14 protein-coding genes and 1 tRNA gene are annotated in these 15,425 nt (G+C 43.4%); 4 read left to right on the plus strand and 11 right to left on the minus strand.

Annotated features, from left to right (window positions below):
* The first annotated feature begins 24 nt into the window (after positions 1-24).
* From DW694_RS13645 to DW694_RS13655, 3 genes are all read left to right on the plus strand, one after another.
* On the plus strand, positions 25-507 hold the full coding sequence (locus tag DW694_RS13645) for a hypothetical protein (RefSeq protein ID WP_092070733.1): 483 nt from the start codon (positions 25-27) through the stop codon (positions 505-507).
* 133 nt (positions 508-640) lie between these two features.
* Positions 641-714 (plus strand) — tRNA-Pro (locus DW694_RS13650).
* Between the two features lie 105 nt (positions 715-819).
* The gene (locus DW694_RS13655; RefSeq protein ID WP_021652931.1) at positions 820-1,716 is read left to right on the plus strand and encodes a LysR family transcriptional regulator; all 897 of its coding nucleotides are present in this window, start codon (positions 820-822) and stop codon (positions 1,714-1,716) included.
* A 163-nt stretch (positions 1,717-1,879) separates the two neighbouring features.
* Here DW694_RS13655 and ilvC read toward each other — a convergent pair whose 3' ends face one another.
* The 3 genes from ilvC to DW694_RS13670 all read right to left on the minus strand — a co-directional run bounded on the left by ilvC (position 1,880) and on the right by DW694_RS13670 (position 4,698).
* Entirely contained in the window at positions 1,880-2,899 is a 1,020-nt protein-coding gene (gene ilvC, locus DW694_RS13660; RefSeq protein ID WP_021652932.1) for a ketol-acid reductoisomerase, read from the minus strand.
* 96 nt (positions 2,900-2,995) lie between these two features.
* Positions 2,996-3,493, minus strand: a complete 498-nt coding sequence (ilvN, locus tag DW694_RS13665) for an acetolactate synthase small subunit (RefSeq protein ID WP_015526774.1) — start codon at positions 3,491-3,493, stop codon at positions 2,996-2,998.
* A gap of 164 nt (positions 3,494-3,657) precedes the next feature.
* On the minus strand, positions 3,658-4,698 hold the full coding sequence (locus tag DW694_RS13670) for a tyrosine-protein phosphatase (RefSeq protein WP_118609078.1): 1,041 nt from the start codon (positions 4,696-4,698) through the stop codon (positions 3,658-3,660).
* A gap of 153 nt (positions 4,699-4,851) precedes the next feature.
* Between DW694_RS13670 and DW694_RS13675 the strand changes: the two genes are divergently transcribed.
* Positions 4,852-5,796 carry an AEC family transporter gene (locus DW694_RS13675; protein WP_118753194.1) on the plus strand — a complete coding sequence of 315 codons (945 nt, stop codon included), beginning with the start codon at positions 4,852-4,854 and terminating at the stop codon, positions 5,794-5,796.
* Positions 5,797-5,978: 182 nt separating this feature from the next.
* Here DW694_RS13675 and DW694_RS13680 read toward each other — a convergent pair whose 3' ends face one another.
* The 8 genes from DW694_RS13680 to DW694_RS13715 all read right to left on the minus strand — a co-directional run bounded on the left by DW694_RS13680 (position 5,979) and on the right by DW694_RS13715 (position 15,385).
* On the minus strand, positions 5,979-6,788 hold the full coding sequence (locus DW694_RS13680) for an HAD family hydrolase (RefSeq protein WP_015526778.1): 810 nt from the start codon (positions 6,786-6,788) through the stop codon (positions 5,979-5,981).
* Between the two features lie 17 nt (positions 6,789-6,805).
* Entirely contained in the window at positions 6,806-8,074 is a 1,269-nt protein-coding gene (locus tag DW694_RS13685) for a M18 family aminopeptidase (protein WP_015526779.1), read from the minus strand.
* 84 nt (positions 8,075-8,158) lie between these two features.
* Positions 8,159-9,217, minus strand: a complete 1,059-nt coding sequence (locus DW694_RS13690; protein WP_015526780.1) for an FUSC family protein — start codon at positions 9,215-9,217, stop codon at positions 8,159-8,161.
* A gap of 222 nt (positions 9,218-9,439) precedes the next feature.
* Positions 9,440-10,714 (minus strand): peptidoglycan-binding protein, encoded by a 1,275-nt coding sequence (locus DW694_RS13695; RefSeq protein ID WP_022426515.1) that lies wholly within the window; start codon positions 10,712-10,714, stop codon positions 9,440-9,442.
* Between the two features lie 138 nt (positions 10,715-10,852).
* Entirely contained in the window at positions 10,853-11,764 is a 912-nt protein-coding gene (locus DW694_RS13700) for a carbohydrate kinase family protein (RefSeq protein ID WP_021652941.1), read from the minus strand.
* Position 11,765: 1 nt separating this feature from the next.
* A complete protein-coding gene (locus DW694_RS13705; protein WP_021652942.1) occupies positions 11,766-13,133 on the minus strand; it encodes a family 4 glycosyl hydrolase in 1,368 nt (455 codons plus the stop codon).
* A 26-nt stretch (positions 13,134-13,159) separates the two neighbouring features.
* Positions 13,160-14,032, minus strand: a complete 873-nt coding sequence (locus DW694_RS13710) for a sugar ABC transporter permease (protein ID WP_110103627.1) — start codon at positions 14,030-14,032, stop codon at positions 13,160-13,162.
* Positions 14,033-14,122: 90 nt separating this feature from the next.
* The gene (locus DW694_RS13715; protein WP_118753195.1) at positions 14,123-15,385 is read right to left on the minus strand and encodes an extracellular solute-binding protein; all 1,263 of its coding nucleotides are present in this window, start codon (positions 15,383-15,385) and stop codon (positions 14,123-14,125) included.
* Positions 15,386-15,425 lie beyond the last annotated feature (40 nt).

Here is a 15,425-nt window from a genome sequence, read left to right on the forward strand (position 1 = left end):
CAATTTTTATAGGAGGATGCGCATATGCTAGATCAGAAAGATTTGGAATTATTAGCCGGTATGATAAACCCGATCAATGTCCAGCTGGGCAATATAAATAACCGATTAGATGGTATCGACGCCAGACTGGATGCAGTGGATACTCGTCTCGACGGTATCGACGCTCGTCTCGATGCTATGGATGTTCGTCTTGACGGTATCGACGCTCGTCTCGATGCTATGGATGTTCGTTTTGACGGTATCGACGCTCGTCTTGATGCTATGGATGTTCGTTTTGATGAAATAGATGCCCGCTTCAACCGGGTAGAAAACAGACTTGAAATGATCGATCTGAAATGTGATACCAACAGAAAACGCCTGGACGACCTTTCACTGGATGTTAAGCTTGCAGAACGAGATATCCGAAAAGATATCAAAAATTTACAGGACACAACAGAAACTCTTGTCGTTGTACTTCAGGGAAGAGGTATTTTACCTGACCCAGGTAACACAATACAGACAGCCTGATCATATCATGTAAAGAGTGTGAAGCCTATGAAAGTATCAAGGGATCACACTCTTTATTTCATCCCTATAACCATCTTTCTCCTCAAAAAATGGTTGCATTTACAATTCGTTTATGTTATAGTTATATGCGTTGCGGGGTATGGCGTAGCTTGGTAGCGCGCACGGCTGGGGGCCGTGAGGTCGCAGGTTCAAATCCTGTTGCCCCGATTGAACATCATAAATATTATAACAGCTAAGGTTTCCGAGGTCTGATGACTTCGGATTTTTTTATTACCTTTATTACCTTACTATTTTTCGAAAGGAAGGTTTTGCATGCAGGATAATCTGTCTCTTTATCATATTTTTTATACGGTAGCACGTACCGGCAGTATCTCCCACAGTTCCCGGGACCTTTATATCAGTCAGCCTGCTATCAGCAAGGCGATCCAGAAGCTGGAGCAGAATCTGGATACCGTTCTTTTTAAACGCAGTTCCCGGGGTGTCACTCTGACTCCGGACGGCGAGCTTCTTTTTGAAAAAGTAAAAGAAGCTCTTTCACTTCTGGATGAAGGAGAAAATTCCATTCGCCATAACCGTTCCCGGGACATTCCAAAGCTGCGTCTGGGCGCCAGTTCTACTCTTACCAGATATGTACTGCTCTCCCACCTGGAAAACTATATTGCACGTTTTCCTCATGTACGTATCACAATTTCCTGCCAGTCTACTTATCAGACGCTGCAGCTTCTGGATGAGGAAAAAATCGATCTGGGACTCATCGGACGGCCGCAGAAGCTTCGGGGATATTATTTTCAGCCTCTTTTGAAAATCCAGGATACCTTTGTCTGTACACAGCAGTATCTGGAAAATCAGAAAAAGCTCTATCCGGATGAACCTCTGATCCAGGCAGCAACTTTCATGATGCTGGATGAGGACAATATTACACGTCAGACCGTGAACACTCAGTTGAAAGAACATCATGTGGAATTAAGTCATATTCTGGAAGTAACAACTATGGATCTTCTGATCCAGTTTGCGGAAATTGGTCTTGGGATTGCATGTGTGATCCGTGATTTTGTAAAAAAAGAGCTTGAAGAAGGAACTCTGGTGGAAGTACCGGTAGGATTTTCTTTTCCGCTGCGTGAGATCGGGTTTGTATGCAGACAGAAAGATGCTGATTCGGCTTTGATCGCGCCATTTTTTGATGATGAAACAGAGCATCCGGATAAATAAAGGAATGTAAAAAAATTCCCATCTGATCATTGCGACCAGATGGGAATTCTAAATTTCAAAAAAGTTTCCTACCACTGTATTACGTGTGTGACTTTTTTGACTCAAACTTCGCTGCGCTTCGTTCGAGTAGCGCAAAATTTATTGCGCCTGCAATAAATTTTGCTTAGTTATTAATAAGCTTATCCTCGCCGTTCCAGCTGTAGAGTTTACGGATCTCCTCGCCGACTTTCTCAGACTGATGCTCAGCAGCTAATTTTCTCATAGCCTTGAAGTGTACCTGTGCACCTGCATCGGACATGTCGAGTAAGAACTCTTTTGCGAATGTACCATCCTGGATATCGGAAAGAACTTTCTTCATTGCTTTCTTTGTATCCTCTGTGATGATCTTCGGTCCTGTGATGTAATCGCCATACTCAGCTGTATTGGAGATAGAATATCTCATTCCGGCGAATCCTGACTGATAGATCAGGTCAACGATCAGTTTCATCTCATGGATACACTCGAAGTATGCGTTTCTTGGGTCATAACCAGCTTCAACAAGTGTCTCGAAACCAGCCTGCATAAGTGCGCAAACACCACCGCAAAGTACAGCCTGCTCACCGAAGAGGTCTGTCTCTGTCTCTGTACGGAATGTTGTCTCAAGAACACCAGCTCTTGCTCCGCCGATTCCAAGTGCATATGCAAGTGCGATATCCTGAGCTTTACCTGTAGCATCCTGCTCTACAGCGATCAGACAAGGAACACCTTTACCAGCCTGATACTCGCTTCTTACTGTGTGTCCAGGTCCTTTCGGAGCGATCATTGTAACATCAACATATGCTGGTGGTTTGATGCATCCGAAATGAATGTTGAAGCCATGAGCGAACATAAGCATGTTGCCTTCCTCAAGGTTCGGCTCGATATCGTTCTTGTAAAGTGCAGCCTGTTTCTCATCGTTGATCAGGATCATGATGATATCTGCTTTTTTAGCTGCTTCAGCAGATGTATATACCTCGAAGCCCTGCTCCTCAGCTTTTTTCCAGGATTTGCTTCCTTTGTAAAGGCCGATGATTACATTACATCCGGACTCTTTAAGGTTCAGTGCATGTGCATGTCCCTGGCTTCCGTATCCAATAATCGCAATTGTCTTACCATCTAATAATCCAAGATTACAGTCTTCCTGGTAAAAAATCTTATTTGCCATTTTACTTTCCTCCTCTGATGTTTACAACATCTTCTTCATAAAAATTATTTATCGTTAAGAGAGTAGCTGCTCTCCTAGCAAACATATGTAAAAAATTTACAGGTAACGGACATCGTCACTGCCTCGTGACAGACCTGTGATTCCCGTTCTTGCAAGCTCAAGGATCTCATAGTCAGCCATCAGCTCCACAAACGCCTTCAGCTTGTTCTGGCTTCCGGTCATCTCCATAATAAGAGAATCCTTACTTACATCCACCACCTTGGCACGGAAGATATCTGCAACAGAAAGAGCTCCCTGCCTCTGTTCCGGCTTCACAGCAACCTTGACGAGCATCAGCTCACGGGCAACGCTGTCGTCCTGTTCAAGGACCTTAACATCCCGTACATCTTCCTGCTTCGCCAGCTGCTTAGTGATCTGCTGGAGCATCTGATCATCTCCCTCACAGACAACTGTCATACGGGAATATCTCTGATCTGCAGTCACTCCTGCGGTAATGCTGTCAATATTATATCCACGGCGGCTGAAAAGACCAGCCACACGGCTAAGGACTCCGGAGGTATTATCCACAAGGATGGATAGTATTCTCTTTTCCATAATACACCTGCTTTCAACACTTTTATGTATAGAAAACCGACTTCGTCAGTTAACGCTTTAATCTAATAAACCCTTGCTTTCTTACCATTATAACAACTTCGAAAATTTTGTCAATCAAAATTTCCTGCAAAATTCCTTCAGGATGATAAGAAATGTTTTTATCCTCAGATCAGATATTTTTTCTTAAGCTCCTCGGATGCCTTTGGTGTCAGATAGAGTTTTTTCCGAAGGAATCTTTCAATTCCTCCGTTTTCTTTTTCGATGACATCAAAAACTGTATTGATATAAGACTCCTTCACCTGATAGAAGGCTTTCAGATCTGCAAGCTTCCGGCTGTTTTCCGGCCAGTCTGCCCGGTAAAGCCTGCGCATATATTTCAGTTCATCTTCCAGACATGGATTCGACCGCATATAATCCCTTCGTATCGTTTCCTTAGGTACACCCAAAGCAAAGAGCAAAAGTGCTGTTCCGACTCCTGTCCGGTCTTCTCCTGTGGCACTGTGAAAAACAACAGCTCCATTCTTTACATGAAGCAGGACATCCAGAAAACGTGCATACTGCTTCAGAGAATACTCATCCGTAACGAAATTCCGGTACCAGTCCTGCATATACCGGTCTACATCACCATAGCAGGACATCACATGTTCAAAAAAGCTGTTTCCACTGCTGTCCTCATCCCGGATTGGAATGTGATAATACTCCACTCCTGCCATGATATCATCCGGTTTTTTCTTTACTTCTGCAGCTGACCTGAAATCGATCACTGTTTTTACATTATATTCTTCTGAAAGGATCCGGTTGTCTGCAGCAGAAGCATGATAGATTTCTCCACTGCGCAAAAGCTTTCTGGGAAGAATATGCGAACCGTCTACTGTCATCAATGCACCCAGATCTCTTGTATTCGGAAGATTCTGAAGCGGAAGCCTGCTTCCTTTTGGAAAACCAACCGCAAGATCCGGATTCAGTACTTTAAGAAGCTGAAGGCAATCCTGTACCTCCTGCTCTGTCATATCAAATTTATAACGCTTCTGACGTCTGGTTATGATCACCAGATAATTGATGATCAGCTGCTTTTCACCGGTTTTATCGGTCCCCTCACGGCGCATGTACGCCCAGAGAATATCTTTACACGGAAGACTGTTGAGCATCATATGTCTGGTAAACACAAAAAAGCCATCTTCGATCCGTATTTTTCCGTATCTCATTTTCTTTCCTTTCTCCTTCTCAACCCCTGTGCTGCTTTCTTCGCAACACTTTTTATCATACCAGAAATCTCCAGTCCCGTATACCTCGTTTGACAATTTTCGTAGTTTGGATATAATAAACAGAGAAATTTTACCACAGGGAGGCTTTCTTTTATGGACAATCTTATTTTCTGTCTGAATGTTACCGTGCCCATCTTTCTTACACTGCTCCTGGGATATTTTTTCCGGAGGATCGGACTGTTTGATGAAACATTTGTCAATCGTATGAACAAATTTGTGTTTGTCATCCCCCTGCCTGTGCTTCTGTTTCAGGACATCGCTAAAATCGATATCTATGAGGCCTGGGATCCCAAGATGGTTCTTTTCTGTTTTGCGATCACATCGCTCAGTATTATGATCTCCGTGCTCCTGTCCCGTTTTCTCCACCCTTCCGATATCCGGGGCGAGTTTATCCAGGCATCCTACCGCAGCAGCGCAGCGATCCTTGGTATCGCCATTATCCAGAACCTTTACGGAAATGCAGGTATGACACCACTGATGATCATTGCCAGCGTCCCTCTTTACAATGTAATGGCTGTTGTAGTTCTCTCTGTCTTTAAACCAGGTCAGGGAAAAATAGATGGTACCGTTCTGAAGCGCACTTTAAAGGGAATTGTCACCAATCCCATCATTCTCGGCATTGCAGCCGGTACACTCTGGTCCCTTCTTCGTCTTCCATTTCCGAAGATCCTGGACTCTACGGCAGGCAATCTTGCAAAAACCGCCACTCCTCTTGGCCTCATGGCTATGGGCGGATCTCTGCACTTCGGAAAAGCCTTTTCCCGGCTGAAAGCATCTGTTGCCTGTACATTTATGAAACTTGTCGGTTATGAAGCACTTTTTCTTCCTCTTGCCATCCGTTGCGGTTTTACAAAGGACAAGCTGGTTTCCATCATTATCATGCTGGGGTCTGCCAGCACCGTTACCTGCTTTGTCATGGCAAAAAACATGGGACATGAGGGTTCTTTTTCTTCGGGAGTCGTGCTTCTTACCACATTATTCAGTGCCTTTACCCTGACACTCTGGCTGTTTATCTGCAAAGGTCTGGGACTGATCTGATATTGCAGCTTCTGCATATTATCTACCCGGAAAAATCTATAACATAAAATGCTGTAAGAACTATGATTTCTGGTTCTTACAGCATTTTTTTATAAAAGCATATTCACATAAAGCTATCATTTCTGATGTGGATGTTTCTGTTCTTACAATCTCATAGCCTACAAAACAAACGAAGCATTCTCTCAGATCAGCTTCAGATATTTCAAGCCATCCCGAATGCCGTAGTGGAACATATCAGACGTAACATAATCTGCCAGTTCTTTGATCTTCGGAGAAGCATTTCCCATGGCAACCTTTGTTGCAGCGTATTCAAACATGGCAAGATCATTGTTGCTGTCTCCAAAAACAACGGTATTCTCCCACGGAATATCAAACAGGCGGATCACAGCTGCGATCCCAACAGCCTTGTTAAAGCCCTTTGGCACCAGTTCAATGGTATTTCCCACAAACGAACTGCTGCCTTCATGGCGGATGATATCATAGTATTCTGATAAAATGGATAACGCTGCCTCCGCATCACATCCCTCCGTCATTTTTGCACTGATCTTATTGATCCGCATACAATCCTCATTTCCACGGATAGGCCTCCATTTATCGCCCAGGGATTCTGTGATCAGACTGGCATACCAGTTCACTTCATCGGTATACTCCTCTTTGTCATAATACATAAAATCCGCGCCTTCCATTACCGGGATCAGTCCGTATTTTCTGAGAACCTCCACAGAAAGCTTTGCAACCTCCGGCGTCATCTCTTTATTAAAAAGTCTCTTCCCGTCCTTCTCAATGGTGGATCCGCAGGCACTGATCATTCCCGTAAAAGGGATCTGCTCCAGATACCAGGATACAAACGCACGACTTCTTCCTGTGCAGAGCCACGCTTCATGTCCGTTATCTACCAGCGCACGGATGGCTTCTATGGCACTGTCCGGCACTCCTTTTTTCATATCACAGACTGTTCCGTCCGCATCAAAAAATACTGCTTTTCTGCTCATTTTCCTGTCCTCCGATATCACCTGTAAAATACCTTTGCCGCACGGATCAGGCTTTCCGTATCTTTCACTCCAGCTGTTTCATAAGCGGAATGCATCGCCAGCTGCGGCAAACCGATATCGACCGTATTTATGGCTGCCTGGGTATTGGAAATATTTCCCAGAGTGGAACCACCGGCAATATCAGAACGGTTCACAAATGTCTGATATGGCACATCTGCCTCTCTGCAGAGTTCCTTAAAGATTGCTGTGGAAATCCCATCGGTACAATATTTCTGATTGGCATTATATTTGATCACAATTCCACCATTCATCACCGGACGGTTTACAGGATCTGCCTTGTCTGTATAATTCGGATGTAATGCATGTGCATTGTCCGCAGAAATCATAAAGCTCTCCGCAAGGGCCATCAGATAACTTTCCTGATCTCCGCCAAGGGCCAGATTGATACGAAACAGTACATCTTTAAGAAATGTGGATGCAGCTCCCTGCCTGGTAGTGCTTCCCACTTCTTCATTATCCAGTACACAGTGGACTGCAATGCCCTTCTTCTTATCTGCCTGAAGAAAGCCTTCCATTGAAGCGAAAGCACACTGAAGATCATCTAATCTTGGACTGGAAACAAATTCATTCCTGGATCCCCAGATCGTTCCGGGCATCCGGTTATAGAGAAACAGATCATGGCCCAGGATATCCTCCGGACGGATCTCTGCCTCTTCTGCCAGCATCCGCATGAAGTTTCCTTTTTCGCCACTGCCACTGTACAATGGAAGCATATCCTTCTGGACATTATAATGATAGCCTCCGTTAATATCTCGGTTCATATGGATCGCAAGGCTCGGGATCATGACCAGATCTCTATCAATATCTACAAGCTTTTCCAGAATTTTTCCGTTTTTGTGGACGATCATGCGACCTGCCACAGAAAGGGGACGGTCAAACCAGGTAGAAAGGATCATTCCTCCGTACCGCTCCACATTCAGCTTCACATAAGCTCCGTTTACAGACATCTCCGGATTTTCTTTTATTTTAAAAGACGGGGAGTCACTGTGACTTGCAATGATATGATATCTCCTGCAGTCATTGACAGGAATGGAAAATCCGATGATCGCGGAATGATTTCTCATGACAAAATATTTTCCGCCCTTTTCCAGCTCCCAGCGCTCCTCTTCCTTCAATTCTGTAAAGCCTTCCTCCAAAAAACGTCTTCTTGTTTCCTCTGCCGCCTGAAAGGCTGTAGGACTTTTACTGATAAATTCCAGCAGTTTTTCTGTTGTTTCTTCGTACATAATCTTCTCCTCTGTCGGCCCGGTAATATCCAGGCTGTTATGCTATTACCCATTATACGGCAAAACTTTTTTCAGGGCAATATCTCAGATTTCTGCACTCTTTCGTACCCACATATGCTGCACAAGCTTATCCCCAAGCTTATTTGCGAGCATAGTATAAATTGAACTAAATACATTGGCTCCAATACGGAGCAGCACTGCTGCCGGCATTCCAAACAGTCCTGATGCAATGGACAGTGCTCCAAATGTATTAAATGCAGTCTGCCACGCATAACCTGCGGAATATCCCACACCGATTCCTCCGATCATTCCAATATAGGGATACATAGATTCCGGAAGTATCAGATAAAGCACTGCAAACAGAATACAGCCAACGATGTTGAACATAGCTCTTTTTCCGGCTCTTCCCCTGCAATCCGCGGTAAACGGCAGACACACGGACATACAGGCAATTCCGGCCCACATTGCTCTTGGGAGTCCCAGAAGAGACATGATCAGCATAGCGCTGGAAACGATCAGCGTCAGTCTTAAATACCACCTGCCTCTTGCGGAATGCAGATCAAATTCCCGGAACAGGTCCAGAAACGTCCTGCGATACGGGCGGTTTTTCTGATTCTTATAAAAAACTACCATGCAGAGAACCATTCCGGCCAAAAGCCCCTCTACACGAAGCAGATACGCCTTTCCGGTTACGTCATATCCCATCAGAAGCAGATATCCGAGAACAAATGTGGAATGGTTATACATAATTACATTATGGCATCCCAGGATCATCAGTAACAGGATGCTTATCGCATTAACAAAAAATGCCGGTACCGGTGAAACCATATTGGATAATCTCGGTCCTGCGATCAGAATACAGAAAATCCCGGCAATGGACAACAATCCGTGGGACGTCCGGATTCCGAAATCCGCCTGTCTTAAAACCAGCACTGCCAGTAGTACGGTTACTCCTACAACACTGTTGTCATTGCCGGTTATCTTACTGTACAATGTCACAACCGCCACACAAAATGCCATGACAAGATACACTTTAAAATTATAGATCAGAATATGCCTTCTTTTCTCCTTTTTGTCTGTGGTATTTCTGATCAGCTGTTTTGATCCGGTTGAGCTTAACTGCAGTTCCTGATAAAATGTCATTTTCATCACTCCTTTTGTAAAGCAGACATTCTCATTTCGCTTTTTTCACATGCTCATAAACGCAATCTCTTTACAATTTACGTTCAAAGATACAAACAGCCATTATACTTGGTTTATTCTAAAACGTCAAATATTTTTTCTGAAATCATGTTCACGCATTACACCTCAGCCCCGATCAGATCACTCCGAAAATGGCCAAGAACATTTTTATTATTTTTATATTTACTGCAGCTCCGCTATCCTGGTCACTGCTACATAAATGTCCTGTATCTTATACCAGGTTGGATAATCCACCACTCCGGATGCAGGAAGCCCGAATATATTCTGGAATTTTTTTACAGATGCAGCGGTAGCCGGACCATAAATACCATCCACAGTCACTGACGGGATGGCAGGATAGGCTTTTGCTATGGCATTAAGCTGTTCCTGGATCTGCTGTACCTTTTCTCCGGTAACACCGATAGTCAGGTCATATCCCGGCCAGGATGCGGGAATCCCGGAAACTGCTTCCGCCACATTGATATACATATCGTTTCCATAGAAGCTCCGCAGGATCTCAATGGCGGAATATCCCTGATCTCCCAGAGCTTTGCTTCCCCACTGGGTCATCCATCCCCGATTCCTGCACTGCACCTGGCGTCCGTCACAGTACTGGGTCAGGATCGGCTGACGTACATCCGGTCTGGAAAGGTAGTTTTCAAAAAGTTCATCCACGATCCGGTCGATACTCTCAAAAATATTCCTGCCATGGATCCATTTGTGGTCGTATGCTGTGGAGGATGTAATGGTGAAATCATAACCCTTATTTCGGTACCACTCTGTATAAACTCTGTTCAGAGTAAACGACATGATTGCCAGAACATTGGCACGTATCGTGTCCTCCGGCCAAGTTGCGTAGATCTCACTGCTGGCCACGTTTTTGATATAATCCTTATATCTTACATAATAATCCTGTGCAGAGGTATCCCCTATTGGCCCGTCGTGGACTACGATATACTCCGGGATCACCACTTTGTTTAATACGATCTCTCCGGTTTCATTTATCGGCTTGATCTCTGCTTCCGGATTTTTGGGAGGATATTCCCCAAAAAGCGTATGGGGTCCGATGACGATCCGCTGATAGTCCTCTCCACTACCCTGCTGTCTGCTAAGGGATGCTCCCTGTCTGGCAATGGAATGGGGAAGAACTTCTGTCCCGGCAACTTCTTTTGGTGTAAAACCCTCTGCACTGATCCGAACTGTATATTCTGCATAAGGCTGCTGCTCCACCGGTTTCATGCTGTATTCCAGTGGAGGAGCTGCCAGCTCCAGCATGGGCGTTTTTCCGGAGGAATCCGTACGGATTTCTTCGATCACATTATCCGGGACTCCTGTGTACGAGATCCGCACTGTAGCATTTTCCACAGGACGGTTACTGGCACTGTCCAGCACCGTCACCTGCAGCTGTCCCTGATCCGGCATATCCTGCTGCATGGAAATATAAGAATGATTTTTCATAAACAGAGGCTCCTTTTTGTGCCTGAAAGCACACTGGTTCTCTGCTAGTATATGTTTGCATAAAAAAAATGTCTCTTACCTGATATACAAATAAGAGACACCTTTTTCAGTTACAGATTATAAATTTTTTCCACCTCTTCAAAGTTCTCTGACTTCTAGCGTTCCCGCAATTTCCAAGAGCTGTTCTTCATTGACAAAATTGCTGATACAGCCCATTCCCTGAACACACGCACTTCCTGTTACATTTCCAAACTTAATGCACTGTTCAATTGGATAATGATGATAAAGTCCATAAATAAAGCCACTCATAAATGCATCTCCTGCTCCTGTTGCATCAATAGCTTTTACATTTTGTACAGAAGATATGATTTTTATTCCATCCTTATTTTTAAGCAGGCACCCTTCCTTGTCCATTTTGATCGTCACGTCAGAAAAAAATTCCGACAGAATGTCAGCAGCCTCTTCCACACTGGACGTTCCTGTAATCTTCATGGCCTCTTTCTGGTTGGGAATATAATAATCTGCAATTTCCAGATAATCCTTGTATTTTTCCAATGTCAGATCATCTTCCCATCCCGTATCAAAAATCTGGATACAACCATCTTTTTTCAGTCTTTTATACACATCTAAAAATCCAACATGCATATCTACCACATATGCACCTTTCAGATTTTCATAAACTTCATCCATAACAGCATCATTAAGATCCATTCCGTCTGTATATGAAATAAAACTTCTGTCACCACAATATAGCAAGGTGGAAGACAGCACCACCGGCATCTTGTTTCCTTTATAAAGATTCACAGTTTTTACCGGATAGCTATTCAGTGTTTTTTTCACAAATTCCGAAAAAAGATCATGCCCTGCAAAAGTAATAATTCTGGACTCAACTCCAAGCCTTGAAAGATTGATCATGGTAGCCGGAATCCCACCACCAAACTGCATGGAAAATCCTCTGGCGAAAATCTCCTCTCCCTTATCAGGCAGTCTATCAAGACCAGAATAGATCAGATCAATATTGGAATAGCCTACGCCACCTACAAAACTCATATCAGTTCCATTCCTCCATATAGTCTTTATTTGTGGCTAAATATGTTTCCACCAGTTTCTTGGCCAGTGAGTAGGAATTGACAAGAGGATGCACCATAAGGCAGTCAATTGCTTTACTAATGCTTCTTGTACGGATTGCTTCAGAAGCCAGCCTTTCGTAAATCTTCACCCTGCGAATAAGTTCCATCTGCAATTCCCCGGGATTTGGGACTTTATGCGGAATCATCTCACCATCTTTAAGATCACATGTAACTTCCACAATGTCTGTATTAAGGAGTCCCGGAATTGCTCCGTTATTCGGTACACAAAGGATCATCTCACTGTCTTTTCCACTTAATTTGGAACGGATATATTTCAGGGCAACACCTGCATAGCCTCCATCATCCTTTGCATAAACATCAAAATGATAGGGTTCTTTTGCTCTGGATACGCCGGTCTCATTTGCCATATAAGCATCTTCACGTTTGCCATACCACTTATCATAAACCTTCAGGCAGTTTTCAAAATCATTTTCGACATCCATGTGTGACAGTTCCTCCGTCATATGGATATTCACATCACGGATCACTTCTCCCCTGGTGATACCCGCATCCAAAATATGCTGAACTGCTTCTTCTCTGTAATAAAAATAATACAAATATTCATTAAGAATACATCCCATATGCTCTACCAGATCTTTTTTAAAGAAACGCATATCTGTATCCGTATACAATCTTTCATCTTTTAAAAGCTCCGGCAAAATCTCTTTTCCATCCAGCTTAATACTGTCAAAAAAAGAAAGATGATTCAATCCATAGCAGTCTCCCGTCACAGAATTTTGCGGAACCTTATACATTTTTGCAAAGGAATGGAGAAGACTACTTGGAGCATCGCAGATACCATAGGTAAAATCATATCCCATATCACGCAGAGTCTGAGATACTACTCCCGCTGGGTTGGTAAAGTTAAAGATCTTTACATCCGGAGAAGCGTATTTTTTTGCAAGCTCACAATATTTTACCAGAGCCGGCACAGAACGCATAGCAAAAGAAAACCCTGCCGCACCGGTAGTTTCCTGCCCCAGAACCCCCAGATTCAGAGCTACTCGTTCATCCTGGATACGCATATCATCCTCTCCAACACGAATCGTTGTTATGATATAATCTGCATCTTTAATGGCTTCTACAGGGTCGCCGGTAAGTTCCAGCTGCAAGTCTGGCTGCAGACGTTTTGCAACCTGCTGTGCCATTTTACCATAGATATTAAGCTTCTTTGGATCATTATCCATAAAAATCACTTGGTTGATCCCCAATTCCAAACTGCTCTGAGCAAGGCTTTTTGCCAAAAACATGGAACGTACTCCACCACCGCCGATTACTGCTATTTTCATCTGTAATTCCTCCTCTTTCTGTCTTTTTAGTAGTCTGCCTCATTCATCTTAAACAACCGATTAATGGCACTTACTACAATTACCCCTGCAATAATAAGAATTACTCCCATCATGTTGGCATAACCATAATTATTATCTGTCATAGATGTTTTGTACAGGTATAGTGGAAGATTCAGTGTTGTATCTCCCGGCCCTCCGTTGGTTGTCAGATAAATGAGTTCAAATTCTCTCAGCATACTGGTTGCCGCCAGAATCTCACAGGTTCCAATAATAGTACGGATCAGTGGGAGACGAATCTTCATATTGATCTGCATGTCTGTAGCACCATCGATCTTGGCCGCTTCCACAACATCCTCGGGAATGGACAGAACACCTGCAAGCACAAGAATGATGATCATTCCTGTATACAGAAGCCAGCTCCATGTAACTGTGATAAAGGCACTGTTCTGATCAAAGAACCAGTTTTTCATAAATGGTTTCCCGGTTACTGTTTTTACAAAAGAATTGATAATACCATACTGCGCATTAAATACATTCAGGAAAATAACAGCCAGTGCCGCTGCAGATACCACATTCGGGATCATATAGATAGTTCTGAGGACTTTCCAACCTTTTTTTCTTTTTGAAAGCATAAACGCGATCACAGTTCCTAGCATCACATGCACAACAGACTGAAGCACAACCCAGATTCCCGTATTCTTCAGTGCTGTAAGCATTCGTGCGTCGTTCCGGAAAGCATTGATATAATTATCCAGTCCAATAAATTTAAATACACCGCCTGCTTTCCATTCAAAAAATGAACTTCCAAACACCATACACATCGGAGCCAGGTAAATCAATGCAAAAAGGAGCAGACACGGCAAAAGAAAGCTTGCCAGTTTCCATTTTTTAACTTTCATTTCTCATCTCTCCTGTTTCAGTCTGTTCTTAGCCTCCGGCGACTTCAGAAGAAGGTATGTCCTGCCGAAGCCGCGGAAATCATATAATTATCAGTTTTTCTGTGCAGCGTCTGTAAGAGCCTGTGCGAACTCTTCCGGAGTAATTTCACCCTGCGCAAGAAGCGGATACTGAATACTGATCTCATCCACTACATTTGCATACCAAAGGCTCTGGAAATCATTAATACTGTGCGCTGCTTTATCGCCGTTTGCGATGACTTCATTTACAAGTGGCTTTACATTATCAGATGTAAGACCCTCCATAGCCGGAATATCGCCTGTAATTTCAAGCATTTTAAGCTGGCTCTCCTCATTTGTGAGGAATTTTACAAATGTAAGAGTTGCATCCAGTGTTTTCTCATCCTTGGAAGCAACATTAAAGCCAATTTTTCCACTGTTATACATAACATCACCAGGATACATTGCAGTACCGACTTTATCTGCAAATCCATCTTCAACCATAGAAGTATCATAGAAATCGCTAATCATCCAAGGACCATTTGCAATGATAGCTGTCTGTCCCATAAAGAAGTTGCTTGCAGCATTCTCATATTTTCCACCAACTGCATCCGGAGTTGTATATTTCTGAAACATGGTCTGAATCCTGGTTGCTGCATCGATAAATTCTTTTGTATTATAATCTGTCGGGAGCATGGTATTCATAAACTGTTCTCCCTCATTGCTCTCACCAATCATAGCACCAAGCATCAGTGAAGTTACCCAACCGGAATCTGCAGTATCCATGGAAAGCGGTGTAATGCCTGCATCCAGAAGCTTGTCACACTGCTCAAAGAACTCGTCCCATGTCTTTGCCGGTTTCTCAATTCCTGCCTGAGCAAAGAGATCTTTGTTGTAGAAGTATCCTATTACCTGTCTGGTATAAGGAATTCCATAAATCTTACCATCGCGGGAGTTTACATCCCAGCATGCATCAGTTGCAAGTTTTTTCCAGTCATCATCTACATAATCAGTAAGGTCGACAAGTTGATCCTTCATTGAATCAATCAGATTATATCCACCTGTACTGAATGTATCCGGAAGAGAATTGGAAGAATACAGAACTTTCAGCTTATCCACATAGTTCTGATCACCTGCGATTTCTTCCACATTGACCTTGATACTGTCACCGTACTCCTCATTAAAAGCTTCCAGACGATCCTGGAACCATTCTGTATTAACACTGACACCAACCCAGGATGTAGGAAATGTGATTTCTGTCACATCATCCGCTTTTACTGTTGTGGCCATGCCTCCTGCCATGGATAATGCTGTCACTGCTGACAATACTGTGGCCATCACCTTTTTTGTTTTCATATTAATTGCCTCCTTTTATATAATTTATAAATTTTCATCT

This window comes from Ruminococcus sp. AM26-12LB (assembly GCF_003480785.1).
GTDB lineage: Bacteria > Bacillota > Clostridia > Lachnospirales > Lachnospiraceae > Blautia_A > Blautia_A fusiformis.